Annotated in this window: 18 protein-coding genes and 2 pseudogenes; 11 read left to right on the top strand and 9 right to left on the bottom strand. The window is 43.3% G+C overall.

Annotated elements, in window-relative coordinates:
* The 3 genes and pseudogenes from HQR03_RS14435 to HQR03_RS08160 all read left to right on the top strand — a co-directional run.
* A pseudogene (locus tag HQR03_RS14435) lies at positions 1-119 on the top strand (IS30 family transposase); the annotation flags it as partial.
* Positions 120-564: 445 nt separating this feature from the next.
* Positions 565-1,617: a 5'-nucleotidase gene (locus HQR03_RS08165; RefSeq protein WP_173239828.1), complete on the top strand. Its 1,053-nt coding sequence runs from the start codon at positions 565-567 to the stop codon at positions 1,615-1,617.
* A 41-nt stretch (positions 1,618-1,658) separates the two neighbouring features.
* Entirely contained in the window at positions 1,659-2,264 is a 606-nt protein-coding gene (locus HQR03_RS08160; protein WP_173239827.1) for a rhomboid family intramembrane serine protease, read from the top strand.
* Positions 2,265-2,407: 143 nt separating this feature from the next.
* Here HQR03_RS08160 and HQR03_RS08155 read toward each other — a convergent pair whose 3' ends face one another.
* The 4 genes from HQR03_RS08155 to HQR03_RS08140 form a co-directional block, all read right to left on the bottom strand.
* Positions 2,408-2,953, bottom strand: a complete 546-nt coding sequence (locus HQR03_RS08155) for a hypothetical protein (RefSeq protein WP_101211108.1) — start codon at positions 2,951-2,953, stop codon at positions 2,408-2,410.
* A gap of 214 nt (positions 2,954-3,167) precedes the next feature.
* Positions 3,168-5,036 carry a sodium:solute symporter family protein gene (locus tag HQR03_RS08150; RefSeq protein WP_173239826.1) on the bottom strand — a complete coding sequence of 623 codons (1,869 nt, stop codon included), beginning with the start codon at positions 5,034-5,036 and terminating at the stop codon, positions 3,168-3,170.
* Positions 5,037-5,040: 4 nt separating this feature from the next.
* The gene (locus HQR03_RS08145; protein ID WP_025651606.1) at positions 5,041-5,301 is read right to left on the bottom strand and encodes a DUF4212 domain-containing protein; all 261 of its coding nucleotides are present in this window, start codon (positions 5,299-5,301) and stop codon (positions 5,041-5,043) included.
* A 42-nt stretch (positions 5,302-5,343) separates the two neighbouring features.
* Positions 5,344-5,526 carry a hypothetical protein gene (locus HQR03_RS08140; RefSeq protein ID WP_025651605.1) on the bottom strand — a complete coding sequence of 61 codons (183 nt, stop codon included), beginning with the start codon at positions 5,524-5,526 and terminating at the stop codon, positions 5,344-5,346.
* A 657-nt stretch (positions 5,527-6,183) separates the two neighbouring features.
* On the opposite strand from HQR03_RS08140, the gene HQR03_RS08135 reads away from it, so the two are divergent.
* Positions 6,184-7,680: an alanine/glycine:cation symporter family protein gene (locus HQR03_RS08135; RefSeq protein ID WP_025651604.1), complete on the top strand. Its 1,497-nt coding sequence runs from the start codon at positions 6,184-6,186 to the stop codon at positions 7,678-7,680.
* 103 nt (positions 7,681-7,783) lie between these two features.
* Here HQR03_RS08135 and HQR03_RS08130 read toward each other — a convergent pair whose 3' ends face one another.
* The gene (locus tag HQR03_RS08130) at positions 7,784-9,421 is read right to left on the bottom strand and encodes an electron transfer flavoprotein-ubiquinone oxidoreductase (protein WP_173239833.1); all 1,638 of its coding nucleotides are present in this window, start codon (positions 9,419-9,421) and stop codon (positions 7,784-7,786) included.
* Positions 9,422-10,146: 725 nt separating this feature from the next.
* On the opposite strand from HQR03_RS08130, the gene HQR03_RS08125 reads away from it, so the two are divergent.
* The 4 genes from HQR03_RS08125 (at position 10,147) to HQR03_RS08110 (ending at position 13,855) form a co-directional block, all read left to right on the top strand.
* Complete coding sequence (locus HQR03_RS08125) at positions 10,147-10,830, top strand: DUF1285 domain-containing protein (protein ID WP_025651602.1); 684 nt, start codon at positions 10,147-10,149, stop codon at positions 10,828-10,830.
* A gap of 221 nt (positions 10,831-11,051) precedes the next feature.
* Positions 11,052-12,041, top strand: a complete 990-nt coding sequence (gene murI / locus HQR03_RS08120) for a glutamate racemase (RefSeq protein WP_173239825.1) — start codon at positions 11,052-11,054, stop codon at positions 12,039-12,041.
* Between the two features lie 201 nt (positions 12,042-12,242).
* Positions 12,243-13,250, top strand: coding sequence for a DUF4062 domain-containing protein (locus HQR03_RS08115; RefSeq protein ID WP_037026262.1), 1,008 nt, complete (start codon positions 12,243-12,245; stop codon positions 13,248-13,250).
* 305 nt (positions 13,251-13,555) lie between these two features.
* On the top strand, positions 13,556-13,855 hold the full coding sequence (locus tag HQR03_RS08110) for a hypothetical protein (protein ID WP_010197759.1): 300 nt from the start codon (positions 13,556-13,558) through the stop codon (positions 13,853-13,855).
* Between the two features lie 151 nt (positions 13,856-14,006).
* Here the strand turns inward: HQR03_RS08110 and HQR03_RS08105 are convergent, their stop codons facing one another.
* From HQR03_RS08105 to msrA, 4 genes and pseudogenes are all read right to left on the bottom strand, one after another.
* Positions 14,007-15,488, bottom strand: a complete 1,482-nt coding sequence (locus tag HQR03_RS08105; RefSeq protein ID WP_173239824.1) for a lytic murein transglycosylase — start codon at positions 15,486-15,488, stop codon at positions 14,007-14,009.
* 224 nt (positions 15,489-15,712) lie between these two features.
* Positions 15,713-16,426: a DUF1499 domain-containing protein gene (locus HQR03_RS08100; protein WP_173239823.1), complete on the bottom strand. Its 714-nt coding sequence runs from the start codon at positions 16,424-16,426 to the stop codon at positions 15,713-15,715.
* Positions 16,427-16,495: 69 nt separating this feature from the next.
* Positions 16,496-17,164, bottom strand: a pseudogene (tmpT, locus tag HQR03_RS08095) (thiopurine S-methyltransferase).
* A 174-nt stretch (positions 17,165-17,338) separates the two neighbouring features.
* The gene (msrA, locus tag HQR03_RS08090; RefSeq protein ID WP_025650891.1) at positions 17,339-17,860 is read right to left on the bottom strand and encodes a peptide-methionine (S)-S-oxide reductase MsrA; all 522 of its coding nucleotides are present in this window, start codon (positions 17,858-17,860) and stop codon (positions 17,339-17,341) included.
* Between the two features lie 329 nt (positions 17,861-18,189).
* Between msrA and cmoA the strand changes: the two genes are divergently transcribed.
* From cmoA to cmoB, 3 genes are all read left to right on the top strand, one after another.
* Positions 18,190-18,963, top strand: coding sequence for a carboxy-S-adenosyl-L-methionine synthase CmoA (cmoA, locus tag HQR03_RS08085; protein WP_173239822.1), 774 nt, complete (start codon positions 18,190-18,192; stop codon positions 18,961-18,963).
* A gap of 31 nt (positions 18,964-18,994) precedes the next feature.
* Positions 18,995-19,564 carry a hypothetical protein gene (locus HQR03_RS08080; protein ID WP_173239821.1) on the top strand — a complete coding sequence of 190 codons (570 nt, stop codon included), beginning with the start codon at positions 18,995-18,997 and terminating at the stop codon, positions 19,562-19,564.
* A 273-nt stretch (positions 19,565-19,837) separates the two neighbouring features.
* Positions 19,838-20,914, top strand: coding sequence for a tRNA 5-methoxyuridine(34)/uridine 5-oxyacetic acid(34) synthase CmoB (gene cmoB / locus HQR03_RS08075; RefSeq protein WP_173239820.1), 1,077 nt, complete (start codon positions 19,838-19,840; stop codon positions 20,912-20,914).
* Positions 20,915-20,938 lie beyond the last annotated feature (24 nt).

Raw genomic sequence — 20,938 nt, 5'->3', positions numbered from 1 at the left:
GCATGCACTTAGTTCAGTCGATTGAAGACAGTTTAAATAATCGACCTAGAAAGGTGCTAGGGTTTAGAACACCTCTTGAGGTAAAATCTAGCTTCGGGTGCGTTGCACTTCAATGTTGAATCCAAGACATATAGACGAATATCATTAGTAATAGTATCAATAATTTTATTATCTTCGTCACTTAACGTAATATATTTCGAATCATATTTGACATAATTAGGTTTAAATAGTTTTTTTAGCATAATCAGCTACCTATGTATTAGTAGATTAAAATGTGAATTCGTGACTATTTTACAAAAGTTTAGAGTCATTACTTTAGGATAAGTATTGAGAATATGTAACAGCAGATTAATTACTAAATGTTTTGAAAACATAGTGAAGCATTCAGGTTATCGACTCTGTATGGTAAAAACCATTAATGACTAAGCCGATTACCCATCGGACATTGGACATTTTCATGGTCAGAGATAAGTGCTATATCATTAAAAGCTTACTTACTAGTTTGGTTTAAATTGTTAGACTGGCTAAAATTAACGACATTTATTAAATACAAGCAGAGAAAATATGGCAGTCGATTTTAGTAACACATTGATAGTGGCTATTTCTGCAACCGCCTTGTTTGATTTAGCAGAATCAGAAAATTATTTATTACAACTGTTGAAGCAACGCCCTGAAAGCGCTATAAAAGAGTTTCGCGACTATATGGCCGCTCGTGAGAACGAGCCCTTGGATATTGGCGCGGGTTATCCGCTGATTAAAGCCCTAATAAATTTGAATCATTATTGTGAAGACGATACTGTACAGCTCCCTGATATTGAAGCGCCTTTGGTCGAAGTGGTGATTGTCTCAAAGAGCAGTCCAGATACGGGCATTCAAGTACTTAATGCCATTCGAGAACATGGACTCAATATTTCTCGATCGGCATTTATATCGGGCAGTCCTGTCTCGCCTTATATCAAAGACTTCAATGTTGATTTATTTTTGACCACCAATCGTGAGGATGCGCAGCAAGTTGCTGATGCCAATATTTGTGCCTGTGCGATACTCGATGCGACGCCTGTCAATACTTATAAATTGGATACCAAACAGCTGCGTATCGCTTTTGATGGTGATGCTGTGCTTTTTGATGATTCAGGCGAGCTATTATATAAGCAAAAAGGATTGCGTGCTTTTCATGATCGTGAAGCCCAAATGCGTGACTTACCGATTGAAAAAGGACCTTATGCCGAGCTATTGATTAAGCTATCAAACTTACAGGAACGTTTGCCTGCTGGTCTGCAATATTCACCGATTAAGATTGCGTTGGTGACGGCTCGCAACGCCCCCGCGGATCTGCGGGCTATCAAGACGCTACGAGAGTGGGGCGTCAATGTGGATATGGCGTTTTTCTTGGGTGGGCTTGAAAAAACAGCGGTATTAAAGACCTTTGCACCGCATATTTTCTTTGATGATTCGGTCAAACATATCGATGCCGCGCGCAGTTTTGTTCCTACCGCCTTAGTGCCTTATCATTCAACGTCGTTACTGCATGCCAATAGTTATTTAACAGCGGACAAAGATGCTTCATTATTATCATTTAAACCGATACAGCAACCACTGTTTTCAGTGAACCATTAAGGTCTGTTTAATAAAATGAAATGAATAGGATAAAAGATTATATGAAGTGGCGGCAATTACTCACGTTGATATTAGTACGAATCAAGCAAGTTATTGGCTTATATGCTTTTGTTTTAGTGCCAATGTGGGGGATGTTTTTTCTTAACAAGTTTGCGCTGTTCGGGCTGTGGAATATCTTTGGTATCGTACCGCGAGCCCTTGATGTCGGCAGCATGATAGGGATTTTTGCTTCATGGACGATGCATGGTAATTTTTCACATTTGCTTGGCAATACTTTGACATTATTACAAATTCTGTTTTTATTTGGGCTGTTTGAAAACAACGCGTATCGTACAGTGGTTAAGCTTATTATAGCCTCTGGATTGGTAACGTGGATCATTGGCTCGCCGCTATCGATTCATATCGGGGCATCAGGACTATGTTTTGCGATGCTTGGTTATATGATAGGTGGCGCTGTCTTCGCAAGGCGTTGGGGCTATCTATTGGCCTGCATTGTCATGGGCACGGGCTACTGGTTGACTATCAAACAAGGATTAATGCCGCAGCAAGGTATCTCCTTTGCGGCACATTTCGGTGGTCTATGCGCTGGTTTATTGCTCGGGGCAAACTCAAAACATCAGTATACTGCCACTGTTCAGCGTTATTAATTGCTCAATCTTATTCATTGATAGACACTACTAACTGCGAGGCGTTTTACGGATTATCTAGTGGTTATGTAAACTTATCTTTATCTGAATATTTGGCCATTTTTAGCCCATTTAGTCACTTTCATTCAGATTGAGGACAGTCTCTAGCTTTTATTGTTACAAATACTGATGAATAGGGGATCATCTGTTGCTAAGGGCTGCCATTTGGTTGAGCTATTAACGTGCTCATCAACCGTCAAAGTACTGTCTTTCGCTGGCATAATATAATCGGCACGGGCTGGTGTGCTGCAGTCAATTACCTGCGCAACTTGCTTGACACTCATGCGTCTTTCAAACAGATATAGATTGGTTAGATAGATATCTGGATTGTCTACTTGCGGCCGCGCGTGACCACTATCGGCTGCCATAAAGCGTATTGTCTGTGGTTTTACATACGACCATGGTCGAAACCACACACTCTCTTCAATCTTTTTGACCACGGTCATCCCTTCTGGTAATTGAGCGACTTGCTGATCATACCAGTTATATTCTTGATGTACCTGAAACCCAAAAATACCAAGAGCAGCAAAGGCTGGAATCAGCCATTTTGGTGCTTTTTTGCCCGCCAATTTGCTGAGGTGAGTTATAACAAGTGCCAACCCAGCCAAACCAAATCCGGCAGCCATGGTGGCGATAAACTCATAAAGCATAAGACTTTTCCTTAATACATGGCGCGTATAGGCCAATCATAAAATAGTAAATTTTTATCATGTCGTTCTTATAAAGCGGCTTTTTATAGATTAACTGTCACTAAACGACTGTTATCAAATAATTTCTATTACGCTATATAGATAAAAAAACACTCACAAGCAGCGGCTGCCTGTGAGTGATATGCATAAAGGATACCATACTACATACCAGAGCTTAGTGGTCCACTGCGCCGCCAGCTCCGCGTGGAGAACGAACGCTTTCAACCAATTCTTGGATATGTAATGGTGGTGCTTTAGTCGCGTAAGATACAATGAACGCAACGATAAAGTTGAGCAAGGCACCAATCGCACCAAATGATAATGGCGAGATACCAAACAACCAGTATTCTTCCGTATCAGGGAAGTTAGCCGTACCACTGATGAAGAACCAGCCTTTGAAAACAAAGATATAAACCAAGATACTAATCAGACCTGTCAACATACCGGCGATAGCGCCAAGGTTGTTAATACGCTTAGAGAAAATACCCATCATCAATGCTGGGAACAGTGAAGCACCTGCAATACCAAAGGCTAAGGCAACCACCTGTGCCGCGAATCCTGGTGGGTTAATACCCAGCCAAGTAGCCACGACAATCGCGACACCCATTGTGATACGGGCGACACGTAGCTCACCCTTATCAGTGATGTTTGGATTAAGGTTTCTCTTAATCAAGTCATGACTGATGGCTGATGAGATGGCAAGTAGTAGACCAGCGGCTGTTGATAGTGCTGCTGCCAAACCACCTGCAGCGATAAGACCGATAACCCATGGTGGCAGTTGAGCGATTTCTGGGTTAGCCAATACTAAGATATCGGCGTTGACGTCTAGCTCGTTACCTGCCCAACCTGCATTGGCAAAGCGGCCATCGACTTCTAGATCATGTGCTGTGCGAGCTTCTGCTACAGCAGCAGTGGCAGCTGCAACATCTCCGCCTTCTGCTTCAGCCGTGTTGAGTGCTAGCTGAGCCGCACCCAATCCACTGTCGTTATATAACTGAATACGACCATCGTTATTTAGGTCGTTATATTTAATAAGACCAGTATCTTCCCATGTTCTCATCCAATCTGGACGCTGCTCATAAGTAAGCGCAGGCTCTTCCACACCTTGTGGATAGATCGTATCGATCAAGTTGAGACGCGCCATTGCACCCACTGCAGGGGCGGTAAAGTATAGTAATGAGATAAATACAAGGGTCCAACCCGCTGTCCAACGTGCGTCAGCGACTTTAGGAACCGTGAAAAAGCGAATGATAACGTGGGGCAGACCCGCAGTACCAATCATAAGCGATAAGGTAAACAGCACCATATTTAGCTTGTTAGGAACGTCAGCTGTATAAGCTGCAAAGCCTAAATCAGTGACTAATTGATCGAGTTTGGTTAATAAAGGAATACCTGCTTCAGTATGGTTAGAGAATAAACCAAGACCGGGAATTGGATTGCCTGTTAACTCAAGTGAGATAAAGACCGCAGGAATGGTATAAGCAATCATAAGAACGACATACTGCGCAACCTGCGTATAAGTGATCCCCTTCATGCCACCAAGTACAGCGTAGAAGAAGACAACGACCGCAGCAATCAGTAGGCCAGTGGTGTTTTCAACTTCTAAGAAGCGTGAGAAAGCAACGCCAGCACCAGTCATCTGACCGATAACATAAGTAGTCGAGGCGATAATCAAACAAACCACGGCAATCATAGCCGCTGTCTTAGAATAAAAACGGTCGCCGATAAAGTCAGGAACCGTAAATTTACCGAACTTACGTAAGTATGGCGCTAGGAGCATCGCTAGCAGTACATAGCCACCTGTCCAACCCATTAAATACGTCGAGGCACCATAACCACCAGCGGCAAGGATACCGGCCATCGAGATAAATGACGCCGCACTCATCCAGTCAGCAGCCGTTGCCATACCGTTCACGACCGGATGCACACCGCCACCAGCCACATAGAATTCGCTGGTCGTACCAGCACGCGCCCAAATCGCAATACCGAAGTAGAGAGCGAAGGACAGACCCACAAAAATAATATTAATTGTAAATTGACTCATAGTGCTATTCCTCGTCTACGCCATATTGTTTATCTAACTTGTTCATACGCCACGCGTAAAAAAAGATCAAGATGATGAAGACTGCAATAGAACCTTGCTGAGCAAACCAAAAGCCTAGATCAGTACCGCCGATTCTAATGCCTGCTAACAGAGGACGTAAAAGAATAGCAAAACCATAAGAAACTAGTGCCCAAATGACTAGGCTACCTAGGATGAGACGGACATTGGCACGCCAATAACCGGATGGATCGTTGTGGTTTTCCATAGGACAACTCCTTTTGTCTTGCCTAAAAACGGAATTATTGGTTTAAGTGTGATAAGCCGTTAAGGTTTCGCAGGTATCACTAAAAGCGATACGACGTTTATAGCAATGAACAGCATTGCCTGACAAACGATCAAAGCAGAACGGAAACGACCAATCAGCGTCACTAACTAAAATCACCAACAAAATAAGCGAGTTTTGGGCTATTTTTTCGACTGAAAACATCATAAAAAATAACTATTCACTGCGCATTACCCTCAAAAAGTGGGTAATACCTAAAATATGATGGATTGTTTAAAATTTAATTATTTAAAATAAATAGCAGTATTAATTAAATCTGACAGGCAGGAAGAACGATATATTTCGAGGAAGGTAGATGGGGCATAACAATCCATTGTTCTTGAAGCTCTTATCTTCCTGACAAGCATCTTAAGGTTTGTAGAACGCTAATTACTCATGCCAATAAGTAAATATTAACTTTATCGGAATGTCTATACCATTCAAGGTATCAGTAATAAAAAAATTGATAAGAAAATTTCAATCGTTAAACGTATGGTCAATCAATGCGACGAAACACTTATTCTGACACGATATACATAAATTATAAACGTTACTGAAATACTACTACAACTGTCTAAATTGTGCTGTGAATTTGTTACTTTATACATTCTATAGGATATGAGTGGCAAGTAACATTTATTTTAAAAATAAAGTTACTAAGTTGATAACCAAATGTGATGATTGTAGGGCATTTAATCTCTATAGAATGCCCGTAGCGTTTTGATAGCAAGTATTGAATACCAATAAATCAAGATTTTTACTGATTAAACCCTGTTATCAGTATCTAAAAAAGTAGGTTATACAAAGCGTAAATGAGGAGCTCGTATGAACGAAGGCATAGCAAATTGGTTCAATAGTATCGTCAATTATGGCGTTAGTATTATCTGGGGTAACAATGATTGGTTGATCGCGAGTAATCCTTGGTACGGATTGCTCATGTTCGTACTGATTGGCGCAGGTATTTATTTTACCATCGTCACCCGCTTTATCCAATTTCGCCACTTTGGTCACATGTGGCAGCTATTACGCGTCTCAAACCAAGGGCGTAAAGATGGCGGCATCAGCTCGTTTGAGGCTTTGATGACCTCACTCGCGGCGCGTGTTGGTACGGGTAACTTGGCGGGGGTTGCCATTGCTATTTATCTCGGTGGTCCGGGTGCTGTTTTTTGGATGTGGATGACCGCGATAGTCGGTATGTCGACCAGCTTTATTGAGTCGACTTTAGCGCAAGCATATAAGGTGCCGCACAATGATAACGTTTACCGCGGTGGACCTGCTTACTATATCGAGAAAGGTTTAGGAAAGCGCTGGCTGGCGATATTTTTCTCGCTTTGCCTACTCGTCGCATTTGGTCTGGCATTTAATGGCGTGCAATCCAATACGATTGCGCAAGCGACCAATGAAGCGTTTGGCATTCCAACGTGGATGACAGGTTTGGTGCTGGTCGTATTGGTGGCGCCAGTGGTATTTGGTGGTTTGCGCTCGGTAGCCCGCATCGCGGGCAAAATCGTACCAGTGATGGCTATTTTATATATTTTATTAGCGCTATTCATTATCGTGACCAATTTCAGTCAGTTCCCAGCAGCGATTGCTTTGATTGTAAAGTCAGCCTTTGGCTTTGAGCAAGCAGCGGGCGGGGTCATCGGTTACGGTATCGCTCAGGCGATGATCAACGGTATCAAACGCGGTTTGTTTTCTAACGAAGCCGGTATGGGCTCCGCACCCAATGCGGCGGCAACGGCCAAAAGTCATCCCGATCATCCAGCAGTGCAAGGATTTATGCAGATGCTCGGGGTCTTTATGGATACCTTGGTTATTTGTACCGCTACTGCCTCTATTATTATCTTGTCTGGAGTGGTTGACCCCAACGTCGAACAAGAAGGTATCCAGCTTACTCAGTTGGCACTATCGCAATATGTTGGCGATATGGGTGTAATATTCGTCGCGATTGCTATTTTCTTTTTCTCATTTACGTCTATCATTGCTAACTATAGTTATGGCGAGTCTAATCTTGAATTTATCTCTGGTGCCAAAAATGCCAAAGTGATGATTATGATTTTCCGCTTTATGGTTTTAGGTATGGTGTTCGTCGGCGCGATTGCTAGTTTGCCAGCAATATGGAACTTTGCTGATTTGTCGATGGGTCTTATGGCCTTGACCAACTTAGTCGCTATTTTAATCCTATCGCCAGTGGCCTTAAGAATATTGCGTGACTATGAGCGACAAGTAAAAGAGGGCAAAACTGGCGATCAAATTAAATTTAATCCTGATGACTTTGTGAAGCTAAAAGACGAAGCCAATCGTGATGCCTGGACGGATTAAGCTGACAGATTGGTTGTGATTATTAAATAAAATGTATAAGTAAAAAAAACCGCCCTTATGATTAAGAGCGGTTTTTTATTGATTTCTTTATCTCAAATATGATTTACATATTTGGATAGTTAGGACCGCCGCCACCTTCTGGCGTCACCCAAGTAATGTTCTGCGAAGGATCTTTGATATCACAGGTCTTACAATGCACACAGTTTTGCGCATTGATAACGAACTTAGCGCCTTCTGCATCTTTGACTACTTCATAAACACCCGCTGGGCAGTACAAACGTGCTGGCTCAGCATATAAAGGTAAGTTAATTGAAATAGGCACCGTTTGATCGGTAAGTTTTAAGTGCGTTGGTTGATCTTCAGCATGGTTGGTATTAGAGATAAATACCGACGATAACTTATCAAAGATCAGTTTACCATCAGGCTTGAGGTAAGTAGGCTGATAAGCGTGGTTGGCACGCTCTAGCTGATCGTAATCTGGCAGGTTATCGTGTAAGGTAAATGGCATTTTACCTTTCAATAAGTTGTGCTCGATAAAGGTGAAAGCACCACCCATGAATAGACCCATACGGTGTATTGCAGGCGAGAAGTTGCGCGACTCGTAATTATCTTGGTACAACCACGACTCTTTATACATAGTCGTATAAGCAATCACTTCGTCATGCTGACGATCAGCTTGTACCGCTTCGAAAATCGCTTCGGCGGCGAGCATGCCTGACTTCATTGACGTGTGCGTACCTTTGATTTTAGCTGGGTTTAAGAATCCAGCGTCATCACCGACCAATACACCTCCAGGGAAGGTAAATTTTGGTAAGGAGTTGAGACCGCCCTTAGTCAAAGCACGAGCGCCGTAAGAGATACGCTTGCCGCCTTCGAGTACATTCTTAATGACAGGGTGCGTCTTTAGGCGCTGCATCTCGTCAAATGGCGACATGTACGGGTTATGATAGGACAAATCAGCGACAAGACCAAAGCTTACTTGGTTGTTTTCATCGAAGTATAACCACCAACCACCAGTAGAGCCCGTTTCGGTCAATGGCCAGCCAAGTCCGTGCATGACCACGCCTTGCTCGTGCTTCTCTGGCACAACTTCCCACAATTCTTTTAGACCAATACCATAATGCTGAGGATCTGAGTCTTTATCAAGATCAAAACGGCTGATTAAGCGTTTGCCTAGATGACCACGGCTGCCTTCGGCAAAAATAGTATATTTGGCAAGCAGCTCATAACCCGGCTCAAAGCTTGGTTTGGCTTCGCCATTGGCCGCCACACCCATATCACCAGTCAGGATACCGCGTACCGAACCATCGTCATTATATAAGATGTCATCAGCTGGGAAGCCTGGGAACATCATGACTTCTAACTCTTCGGCTTGTACCGCCAACCAACGAACCACATTTCCCAATGAGACAATATAGTTGCCGTCATTGTGCATCGGTGCTGGGATTAAAGGATCTGGTACTTTGGTAGAGCGTGTGGCTGAATTTAAGTAGTAGAAGCGATCTTCGGTGGCTGGCACGTTTAGCGGTGCGCCTTTTTCTTTCCAGTCTGGTATCAGCTCATTTAAAGCACGCGGCTCGATAACAGCGCCAGATAAAGTATGAGCACCGAATTCAGAGCCTTTTTCAACCACACAAACCATAAATTCATCATTGCCAGCTTTGATAGCGAGCTGACGCAGACGAATCGCAGCAGATAGACCCGCAGGTCCGCCGCCGACGATGATGACGTCGAATTCCATTGATTCGCGCTCAATCTCAGGCTCTGCCGCGACAGGTTCTACTACTGGTTCAGGCGTTTTTTCGACCGCTACTTTCTCAGCAGGCTCTTTATCCACGGCGACAGGTTCGACTGCTGCTTCTGTCGCAGTTTCAATGGTCTCAGCTTTTTTGAGGTCGGCGGTTTCGACAGCAATCTCTTCAGCTGGCGCTTCTTTGGTCAGCGTCGTTGACTCTGGCTTTGTGGTGTCTAGCTTGGCCGTATCTGTCGCGACTGGTGCATCAGTGTGAACGCTATCACCGTCGACGACTGGCTTTTGATTGTCTTGCTCTTGCATACCTACTCCTAAACTTTTAGTGGCTTATCTCAGGGCATCATTAGCTTAACAATTGCATAATAAGGCTTGCGGCGCTAATTTCACTCAGACATATGGCTGCTCGACAGAAACTGTCTTTGCGGCATCAATGGACAACGTTGCTGTTAAACCTAGTGAATAAAAAGCGATCAACATATCCGCTAATAAAATGTGTCACTAAGACAACGCGCACTTGACTGTTTCAATAAAAAATCGTTACTCATTATAAAAGAAAAGTCCTACAAACACGATACGCATTTATGAGTATCGGTGTTAAGGTAAGATTTGGGTAGTAAAGGTATAATGACGATATGGTCTCATCATACCCGAAACTAAAATTTATAGTAATAGTAGATTTTCCAAACTTTAATTACTAGGTAAAGGATTAGATGATGAGCGATAATAATATTAAGACGGATAATAATTCGCAAAACAGTGCTAACAGACCGCAGGACGTGGCATCCAACCCAAATGCTATAGAAGCACTGAATCAATATTTAAAGTCTGCTGCAGGGACACGCGAAGGTCGGTCGATACCGCCACTGGAAAAGTGGCATCCTGAACAAGTCGCCGATATGGATTTGGTCATCAAAGCCAACGGTGAGTGGTGGCATGAGGGCGGGCAAATGACCAGAGAGTCATTGGTGAGCTTATTTGCCACTATCTTATGGAAAGAAGAAAATAATGGGGTAGTAGAGTACTTTTTAAAGACGCCTGTACAAAAACTTCGCATCCAAGTGGAAGATGCACCGTTACTTATCAATGATGTTGGTATCGTTAAAGAAGCTAATCATAGCTGGCTAGAGTTTACCACGACGACTGGCGATGTGGTACGTTTAGACGATGAGCATCCGATTACTTTGCAGACTTATACAGCTGATGACTCTGCTGATAATCAAGCTGACACGCAAGTAAAACCTTATATGCCAGTCAGAAATGGCTTGACTGCGTTGATCGCTCGTAATGCCTTTTATCATCTAACTGAAATCGGCGAATTAACAGAGCGAGCAGGTGAGACAATACTGACCTTGCAAAGTGGTGGCCAGTCTTATGAGCTGTCGATGCCAGCTGGCTAATTAGCATCAAGCCTCAATAAAAACTGTCTATCCATACGATAGACTGTTTTTTATTTATCATAAAAATACCGTTTTAAACGCGCTATTGAGAAGCTAAGTTTCAAGGGTTGTGTCTAAAAGATTGCGTCTAAAGAATTATGTTTAAAAATTAACATTTGAAAAATGCTATTGAAATGCTATTGAAATGAAGGTATCGATATGAAAACAGCGGTAGCGTACCGATGAATATTGCTGCAGCCAACCTGTTAAACGTAGTTGAGACACCGTCGACTGCCGTTGAAAAGCAGGATTTTAAACAAGCGGTTATTCATAGCGCTGAAAATACCACTTCGGTTAGCCAAACTATGGCTAATAAAGAGCGCAATGCGCCGATTGGCTTATTTGATTCTGGGGTTGGTGGTCTTTCTGTGTATCTGCATTTAGCCCAGCAACTCCCTGCCGAGCGTTATGTTTATTATGCAGATACCTTGCATGTACCGTATGGCAATCGTGATAGCAAAGACATCGAAGCATTGACCTTGACAGCCGTAGAGTGGCTGTATCAGCAGGGCTGCAAGCTCATTGTGATTGCTTGCAACAGTGCATCTGCTTATGCTTTAGAGACAGCTAGACGTTGTTATCCGCAGTTGCCTATTGTCGGCTTGGTACCAGCGCTCAAGCCCGCCGTGTTAGCAAGTAAAAGCAATCATGTCGCGGTATTGGCCACCAAAGCAACTTTGAACGGTACGCTACTTAATGAAGTCATCACGGCTATTGCTAGTCCTAACCGTACCCTAGTGACCAAGTATTTTGATCCAGAGCTGGTGCCTTGGGTCGAGGCAGGCATGCCAGAAGAGTGTGAGACCGCACAACGGCTACGCCAGCAGCTACAGATATTTGCACAAAACGGAGTCGATCAATTGGTGCTGGGCTGTACTCATTATCCATTTTTTAAAGCATTCTTATTGGATGAGATTGCACAGCAACAGCTATCGATACAAGTGGTGGACTCAGGACAGGCGATTGCTGAACGGGTCAAGCAACTATTAGTGGCAAACCAAATTTCTGCTTTGCTTAATGATGGTGCTCAGGATGATCATAAAGAGAGTAGGGATGTGGGCATAATTAACCGACCACCGTTGACTTTTTATGCAACCAAATATGATGAAAAATTGGCTATACTGATACAGCGTTTGCTTGGCAAAGAGACACACCTACAGTACTATGCTTAGTAAGCTCCATCATTGATAGGTAATGGCAAGCCCTTTTATATCCACAATTTTGCATTTATATCAGTTACTATCCCTCTAATGAGAAAATAAACTGAGCGTATCTGCCTAGGATTATGCTAGGCTAGTCTGTGCAAGACAAGATATTTGTGCTTTTATTCCACCCATACTTATTTGTGTCATTATCCAAGCGCAGAGGTTATTTTGCCAAACCGTCGTTATCATATTCATGTCATTTGCGCTGACAACGATCAGTTGTTGGTTTTGAACAGTGTGGCGATTTTTTTTCAGGCGCGGGCATTCTTAACCTACGATGTCTCTAGTAAGTTACCGAAAGCTTCATTATACGGTCGCCAATGTATCGATGCCTGTGATTATGCGCTAATGATCATTGGCGATAGCTATGGCACCATGCAAAACACTGGTGTCAGTCAAATGCATCTGAGCTATCTGAATGCCAAAGCCAAGCTCAAGCCTTTACTCATCTTGGTCAAAAACCATCCTCAGGGTGCAGATGTCAGTCGGCAGTTGCAAGAGTTTATTAATACGGTTACTCAGCAAGCTAAGCATTTGCATCATTATGATGAGGATACGGATATTGAGAAACTGCTCATTCAAGCCTACCCTAACATGGTGATTCAACATAGCGTAAAAGACGTGTGGGTAAGGGTTAGTGAAGAATCAGTCCGGCTAAGCAAACAAGCCGCCTTGTCTGAATCCATAATCTCCCCATCCCCTACGAGCACGCTGCTAAAACAAAATAACCGTGTCGTCCACCAAGGTACTGCCACGGATAGTGTCAGTAAACCTATCGTCTTAACAGACACTTTTGTGATTCAATATAGTGCGCAAGCCTATGCTGGCGGCAACTTGACAGATGTCACCAGATCGATGACCTTAACGTGGCAAGAGATATTGAGCACCTTGATGAAGATACCGGCGACATTCTCAAGCTACGGTTTACAAAGTGCCATTAATCGCCTCATTGCCTCCAAGGCTGAGCACGATATCAAGCAAGAGATGCCCAACGTCCACGCCGTAGCACGCTGCCAAATTGCCCAAAATGACTTAAACCATTTGCAACGCCAGCTGGTCGCGGCGAACTGGATACAGTTAACGACTTATGGTACGCGAGTCTCACAAGAATTGTGGAAATTGACTTTCTATGCCCAAAACCTACTAAAAAACAAACAATCAACCGTTCAGACTTAGTAATGGTAATCAGAAACTCTAATCAATGGCACGGTAAGGATTGTCAACGGATTTCCTGTGCTTGCTACTACGTTTTGTAATACAAAGCATACGCGGCAACGGTTGTGAATTTAGCCAAGACTCGTGATAATAAAGGTCAATAGCGTAAAATGGTTTTACGATATTGGTTAGTAGAATAATAGTTATTAAAATAATAATTGAGATAAAAACGATTCAAATGGTGTACTAGCCTATATAAACTTATCTACCGTAAAACGACAAACATAAAAGCGTATAATAATATTGACTGATTAAGGAGCACTATCATGAGTAATGATAAACATGACGAGTTAAGAAAAGAGATTGATGGCCTAGAGAAAACCATGCATGATGCCGAACAATATCACACGCTAGAAGAGCAAGTGGCGGATATGAAGCGCCGTGGCATCGACCCTAGTAAAGCCTATAAAGATTGGGACAAAAAACAGGAAGACGAAGATTGGGGCGACGACACCTGGAAAGAAAATGGTAAATGGGAGCCGAAGACGCCTGCGGATTTGGATGATAAAGCCCGTGAAAATTGGGATGGTGATAATGGCAAACCCAATCCACCACCGATCGTATAAATGATCTCAATAGATAATCGATTGATCAATAAAAAGCCACGCTAATCATATTAGCGTGGCTTTTTTTAATCCATAACAATTAGGTTTATCACAAACTTAGCGCATGCCCTCATTTTAAAAATAGTAATAAAAATGAGGACATGCTGTAGTGCTATGAACCTTCGTCAACACGCACGAGCTTCACGCTACCATCGGCACTTGTCACGCGGCGATAACGCGTATTGCCAGAACTTGATGGTTGGACTGACGACTGAGGGGAGTAAGTGATGGGAGTGCTCGTTTGTTGTTGAATCAACTGTCCCATACGATCAGCAGAGGCAGGCTGTAAAGGCTGACTGTTCGCTGGTTGCCCATATTGGTTGCCATATTGTGTGCTGCTTGGAGCTATGTTTCCTGCATTTCCAATGACTGCGCGGTAGAACTTCTGTCCTGCGCGTCCATCAGCGGGGAAGATGCCCTTACTGGTTTGGTACTGCTGAATCGCAGTGCGAGTATTGTCTCCAATAATGCCGTCGACTTCACCAATATCATAACCAGCGTTCAACAGCGCTTGTTGAATGTCTTTGGCTTGCTGGCGACTGATACCCGGATCATCGGTAGGCCAAGCAGTGACGAAGTCAGTTTTGCTGCTGTCTTCTTTGGTAATTAGGTCTGACAAATGCGCGATGGCTAAAGCGTAATTCTCTGATGCGTTGTACGAATAAAACGTATCGAAGTTTTTACCCACTAAGAAAGCAGGGCCTTCAGCGCCTGCAGGTAATAGTAATCCTGCACTATTCAAGTCGTAAGGCAGTGGACTGCCATTAGCGAGCGTTAGCCCTTGATCGCGCCAGTGGCTGATAGACTTTTTGTTCTTTCGGTCAGAGGCTGCCCAATAACCACTAGGCAGTTTGACTTCGTAACCCCACGGCTCGCCAGTACGATAACCACGATTGTCCAAGAAGTTAGCGGTAGAGGCTAGCGCGTCAGGGACGCTATTAACCAAGTCGCGACGACCATCGCCATCAAAATCAACGGCCAATTCTAAAAAGGTGCTCGGCATAAACTGCGTTTGCCCAAAAGCACCTGCCCATGAGCCAGTCATATCACTTGGCGCAATATCGCCATTTTGAACGATTTTTAGCGCATTGGCATATTCACCTTGAAAGTAGCTCTGACGACGGTCAAAACAAGACAGCGTCGCTAGGGATTCAAACAACGGCTTTTTGCCCAATGTCTGACCGAAGTTTGACTCAACACCCCAGACGCCTAGTACGTGCTCGGCTTTGACCCCATAGCGTGATTCGATTTTACGCAAAGTATCTGCCCACTGGCGCTTGGCACGAATACCGTCTTCTACGCGCTCGCTATCGACCAGTGATGAGAGATAATCCCAAACGTCTTTTTGAAACTCTGGTTGATAGTTCAACGATTGAATGACGCTAGGATCAGGCTGGCTTGGGCGATAGTTGTTAAAGGTATAACCATCAACTCCGCTAAATTTGCTAGAGTTTTTTAATCCATCTAAACATTGTTGCAGCTCGGCATTAGATAAGTCTGGGGCTGGAGGTTTGGCCGCTTGGGCAGTGCTAGCAAAACTAAAACCAATAGCAAGGCTAAGTAGCGATAAAGTAGAAACTGGAGTCAAACGCATGAAAATATCCTATAAACGTCAAAGTGGTCATTAAAAGAGGATGCAGAACTGGTTAAGGCAGTATGGACTTAGAGTAACCAATCTAAATAGTAAAGAAAAGGTATCGAAGCACTCAGTTACTATAAATGGACGTTGGCGTGAGGTTAGGAGAGGGTTTTGGATGGAAAAGTCTAGTGTCAAAATGCCTAGCATCTTAGTAGATCCTTATTTTCACTAAAACCCAACTACTTCCCCAAAACCTTATCCAACTCATTAATAAAGTTATGAATGCGCTCTGCATTTTTACCTAAATCACTACCGCCAACCCGTGACTTACTGCGAATATCGAGCAGACGCTCACTGCCGTTATCCGTCACACGTACGACAACGTCGTCTTTAAAGCCGAACCACATCGTACTATCTGTCACTTCGACAATGCCTTTATCCGCATCGCTATTTACCAAATCCCAGCCTAAATTATTGATGGCTTGTTCGGTCGCCTTGATCAATTCAGACTTTGATTGCGTATAGCTCAAGGTTTTCAGATCCGGATAGGCGTCACGTTGTTGTTTTGCAGCTTCCGCACCTGCGTACTCAACGGGATTTGGCGCATCAGCGCGTAGTGGGGCAATGGCCACAAACTTAGGTGGATTAATCAAGTCGGTCGATATATCGTGAATAGGCGGTACACTTTTGCCTTTATTCATCATACTTAGCGGCATAGCTATGGCAATAGCAGACAGTAGCAGCGCTATTACCGTGCTACCAAGTGTCACTGTTTTGCGTTTAAATATCATTTGTAAAACGAGTAAGATAAGGGCAGCGATGCCAGCAAACACGCCGAATTTAAATCCCGTAAAGGCGGTACCCAAATCGACGATGCCATATTTATAAAGCGGACCGGGTAGCGCCACCAGCAAAAAGGCGATTAAGCTGACGAGACTAACTAAAGCTTTCATTAGGTTTCTCCGTTATGACTTAATCGTCGCTTAATCACTATTGAATCATTGCGATAATTAAGCTTATATTTAATTCAACAGCCAAACATGCTCAGTGACTTTTAGCTCAGGTGCGGAGCCAATAGTAGCAGGTTCATTTATCAGCTCGTTAATTTGATAGTGCTCGCCATAGTATTGCTGTATCTGTTCGCTACTAATCGAGAAGGGTGGTCCATTCTTTTTACTTTGGTCATAATTCAATGTGAGTAACAGTTGCGGCGCTATTTTATTACTCACATTAACACCAAGTTTGTGTACGTGCTCGCTATATTTCATACGCATATTGGCTGGCAGGGCAATCAATGCCGCTTTATCATATACTGCATCGACAAAGCCAATATCCTCAGCTGTTAGCGCAAAAATATCAGCGACCCATAACGTTATTGTTCATCCTGTTAGCTGACCTTGATAATATTTGATCGCTGGATTACGCACATGCTGATGTACAGTAGGTATGATATTTTGTTCAGCAAAGAATTCTTGTACGGCTGTCTCAACCAATTCAACGCCAATTACATCATAGCTCTGTGCTGCTAGCCATGCCATATCGATTGACTTACCACATAAAGGCACAAATACTCGACCACCAGTGGGCACGTTTAAATGGCTAAAGTATTTCGTTAATAACGGATTAACTTCAGACTGATTAAAACCAATGCGTTTCTCTTGCCAGCGCGCTTGCCAAAATTCAGGGTTCATAAGTTCACCTTTATTCATTGAAGTTTATATTATTAGTTATTTTTATAATAGCTTTTTGGTTAATAATACTAAGGGTATTAAAAAGCCAAACGCCTATGGAATAAGCGTTTGGCTATGATTAAAAGTCGCTCTAAGAACTATGCTTTTTCAGCAGTTTCTTATTTAACATTTTGTTTAGCTCACCATGTACTTACTGAACTCTTTACGCAATTTGGCAAGCTTTGGCGGTATGGCGAAGTTGCAATAAGCCTGTCCCGGGTTTCTATTGAAGAAGTCTTGATGGGTCTCTTCTGCTTGATAAAATTCAACGGCAGGGTGTACTTCTGTGACGACGTTGAGACCCATGTCGCGTAGTTTGTTGATTGTGCGATCGACGGTCGGTTTTTGATCTTCGTCTGTGTAAAACACCACGCTGCGATATTGGCTACCAACATCATTGCCTTGACGATCCATCGTGGTGGGATCATGAGTGGCAAAGAAAACATCGAGTATGACTTCTAACGGGACGATAGACTCATCAAACTTAACCTTGATGACTTCAACGTGTCCGGTGTCGCCGCCGCAGACGGCTTCATAGTTAGCAGAGACAGCATCGCCGCCCATATAGCCTGAAACGACAGACTGTACGCCTTTGACGGATAAAAATACAGATTCGGTGCACCAGAAACAGCCACCGCCTAATATAATGGTTTGCATAATTTTTCCTATTATTATAGATGTTGTTATAGAGATAGGCTAAGGTCTTTATTTGGATGCCATGATGTCATTTTTCAATGACTTGTTACTTTGAAGAATTTATTGCCCTTAGCGCGACCTAATCAGCTTAGCAGGGCAGTTGGCTGCGATAAGTAACAAACAGTAATGTTATAATGGGCTTTTGCTACGTTAGTCCGCTCTGGGCTAACGCTATCAGTTGAATAGCATCGATTAAATAGTATCGATCAGAACCACTGAGCATTTCCCAATCAAAGTTTCAATGTCGAAAACCAAAAACCAAAAACCAAAAACCAAAAACGAGTCGCACCATGAACCAAGCCAAGCCTGCTATCAAACATGACACCTTATTCACAACGCCACTCGATAAAGCGGCGCGCTTTTCCTTTGATGAGCAAGTGGTGGCTTGTTTCCCTGATATGATTCGTCGCAGTGTGCCTGGTTATGGTCAGGTATTAGCCATGCTACCCATATTTGCCCGTCGTCATTGTAAATATCGCCAGCAGGATGATAATGGTCAGCGTGTCAGTCGCATTTATGATTTGGGCTGCTCACTTGGTGCCGCAAGTATGACCTTGGCAGGCGAGTTTGAGCCGCAAGACTTGCAGATCAAAGCGATTGATATCTCACCGGCGATGACGACTGAAGCGACGACTTTATTGAATGATCATTATCCTGAGCACGATATAGAAGTGATCACTGCGGATATTCGTGATATTGAGCTTGAACCCTGCGATATGGTGATTTTAAACTTAACGTTACAGTTTTTACCTGCTGCCGATAGAGTTGCAGTATTAGAGAAAATTTATGCGGCATTAAGCGAAGGCGGCATATTAGTGCTAACCGAAAAGACACATGCGTTTGATGAGCAGTACGATGCGTGGTTGGTTGAGCGTTATTATGATTTTAAACGCGCCAACGGCTATACCGAGATGGAAATTAGCGGCAAGCGTAATGCGCTAGAAAACGTCTTGATTACCGATACTTTAGATGAGCATCATCAGCGTTTAGGACAAGTTGGTTTCGCGCGGCATCTCACATGGTTTCAGTTTTTGAACTTCGTCTCTATCGTGGCGTTTAAATAGGATTTATTTTGGGGGCAAACAAGGCACTAATATGATTCCATCTATAGCTGAACAACATATTCATCAAGTGTTAACAAAAAAAATGAGCATACAATCGTTTGAACAATGGTTGTATGAAGACAACGTATTAGAGTCTAGCAACCCTGATTTGTATCTTGAGCTGATTTCCTTTGATTATAGTTCTGAAGATAGTTTTAAGGATTACTATGATAGTTTTGCAAGATACGTCCATTTTTACAAGTTTGAAGCAGACCGAATAACAGAATATCTAAACTCAATTATCAATAGAGATGATAAGTGTTGTGATGTGATTTATATGATGTACCACCTCTATTACGATGGTTATAATTTTCTCAATAGGCTAGGGATGGTATATGGAGTTCGCCTAACAGACATCGATACATCGGTATCAAACAGTAGTATGGATGGTATCTTAAATGAGTTTTATCCCGAGATTATTGATGATGCTAAAAATGTCTTACATTGGTTAGAAGAAGGCAAAATTGTTTTTAAAGGTCAGGGTGACAGTTACGACGCTTTTGAGTACGACGACCTTCGTAGTGAAGCAGAAATTCTAAGGACATGCGTAAGATATAGTTAATTTAATGGCACAAGTAAATACTCGCGTTATGAGCTATTAGAAAATTCTATTTAAAGAAATTTCAGGTGCGCTGGGCACACCCTACGAAGTATATGCTTCTGCCGAGGGACGAGGCGTGAGCATAATTATTAAAGAACACCGAGCTATGCCTCGCATATTTGCCCACTCTTAAAGGACTCCAATCTTGAGGCTCATTTTTTTTTGCTTTTTCTTTATTTTCACTGTTTTCATTATTATCCATTTAAATAACAATCAACACGGTAATCTGCTTTTATGCTTAACGACACTATCATCCACGCCGAACGCGAACTGTATTTAACCTTATTAGAGCTGGCACAGCAGCAGCCGAGCGCCTATGAGTGGCTGTCAAAATTACCCACGTGGTTAAATGATATCAAGGATAAAGCCAACTATGCGCATGCGCCGGTTTATCAAGCGTCGGTAGCACGTTTGCCAACATTAGCCGTTGATAATGTGGATTTGGACAGTGACATATTGACGATTAATGCGCCGTTGAGTGACTCTGAGCGCAAACAAACCATGGCGCTACTAAAGCAATTGATGCCATGGCGCAAAGGGCCTTTTCAGATTGGTGGTCAAGTCGATAGTGGTCAGAATGAAGATCAACAAGCCGCGCCAATTTTTATAGATACCGAGTGGCACAGTGATTGGAAGTGGCAGCGGGTCGCACCGCATTTAGGAAATTTAAAAGGTCGGCGTGTTTTAGATGTCGGCGGCGGCTCCGGTTATCACGGTTGGCGTATGGCAGGGGCTGGCGCGGATACAGTCATTATCATTGATCCGTCTTGCCTGTTTTATCATCAGTTTATGGCGATTCGTCATTTTGTGGGTAACGCTGATGCTCATACTCATGTTCATGGTACAGGTCGTTATCGTACCCATTATATTCCCGTGCCACTTGAAGCATTGCCAGAGCACAGTCAGCTGTTTGATACCGTGTTTAGTATGGGCGTGCTGTATCATCGTCAGTCACCCTTTGAGCACCTGCAACAACTCAAAGGACAGTTGGTAAAAGGTGGTGAGTTGGTGCTTGAGACTTTGGTCATTGAAGGCGATGCCAATACGGTACTGGTGCCGCATGATCGCTATGCGCAAATGAATAACGTGTATTTTTTGCCGTCAGTCGCCGCATTAATTGGCTGGCTAGAAAAGGCTGGATTCTCAGACGTGCGCTGCGTAGATGTAGCCGTAACCTCGATTGAGGAACAACGTAAAACGGAATGGATGACCTATCATTCGTTAGCCGATTTTTTAGACCCCAATGATTCTAGCAAAACCCTTGAAGGCTATCCTGCACCGATGCGTGCGACTTTGCTTGCCAAAAAGTAGCGCGTACTTACCTACCATAAGGAA

Origin of the sequence: Psychrobacter okhotskensis, assembly GCF_013248965.1 — a bacterium.
In the GTDB taxonomy this organism is placed as follows: domain Bacteria; phylum Pseudomonadota; class Gammaproteobacteria; order Pseudomonadales; family Moraxellaceae; genus Psychrobacter; species Psychrobacter okhotskensis.
Note: the sequence above shows the minus strand (reverse complement) of the source record. Positions and strands in the feature narration are given on the sequence as shown.

Coding starts and splice junctions, on each gene's coding strand:
- HQR03_RS08165 (WP_173239828.1), top strand. CDS start 565: ATGGCAGTCGATTTTAGTAACACATTGATAGTGGCTATTTCTGCAACC.
- HQR03_RS08130 (WP_173239833.1), bottom strand. CDS start 9,421: ATGGAATTCGACGTCATCATCGTCGGCGGCGGACCTGCGGGTCTATCT.
- HQR03_RS08145 (WP_025651606.1), bottom strand. CDS start 5,301: ATGGAAAACCACAACGATCCATCCGGTTATTGGCGTGCCAATGTCCGT.
- murI (WP_173239825.1), top strand. CDS start 11,052: ATGAATATTGCTGCAGCCAACCTGTTAAACGTAGTTGAGACACCGTCG.
- HQR03_RS08160 (WP_173239827.1), top strand. CDS start 1,659: ATGAAGTGGCGGCAATTACTCACGTTGATATTAGTACGAATCAAGCAA.
- HQR03_RS08135 (WP_025651604.1), top strand. CDS start 6,184: ATGAACGAAGGCATAGCAAATTGGTTCAATAGTATCGTCAATTATGGC.
- HQR03_RS08150 (WP_173239826.1), bottom strand. CDS start 5,036: ATGAGTCAATTTACAATTAATATTATTTTTGTGGGTCTGTCCTTCGCT.
- HQR03_RS08140 (WP_025651605.1), bottom strand. CDS start 5,526: ATGATGTTTTCAGTCGAAAAAATAGCCCAAAACTCGCTTATTTTGTTG.
- HQR03_RS08125 (WP_025651602.1), top strand. CDS start 10,147: ATGAGCGATAATAATATTAAGACGGATAATAATTCGCAAAACAGTGCT.
- HQR03_RS08100 (WP_173239823.1), bottom strand. CDS start 16,426: ATGAAAGCTTTAGTTAGTCTCGTCAGCTTAATCGCCTTTTTGCTGGTG.
- cmoB (WP_173239820.1), top strand. CDS start 19,838: ATGCTTAACGACACTATCATCCACGCCGAACGCGAACTGTATTTAACC.
- HQR03_RS08155 (WP_101211108.1), bottom strand. CDS start 2,953: ATGCTTTATGAGTTTATCGCCACCATGGCTGCCGGATTTGGTTTGGCT.
- cmoA (WP_173239822.1), top strand. CDS start 18,190: ATGAACCAAGCCAAGCCTGCTATCAAACATGACACCTTATTCACAACG.
- HQR03_RS08080 (WP_173239821.1), top strand. CDS start 18,995: ATGATTCCATCTATAGCTGAACAACATATTCATCAAGTGTTAACAAAA.
- HQR03_RS08105 (WP_173239824.1), bottom strand. CDS start 15,488: ATGCGTTTGACTCCAGTTTCTACTTTATCGCTACTTAGCCTTGCTATT.
- HQR03_RS08110 (WP_010197759.1), top strand. CDS start 13,556: ATGAGTAATGATAAACATGACGAGTTAAGAAAAGAGATTGATGGCCTA.
- msrA (WP_025650891.1), bottom strand. CDS start 17,860: ATGCAAACCATTATATTAGGCGGTGGCTGTTTCTGGTGCACCGAATCT.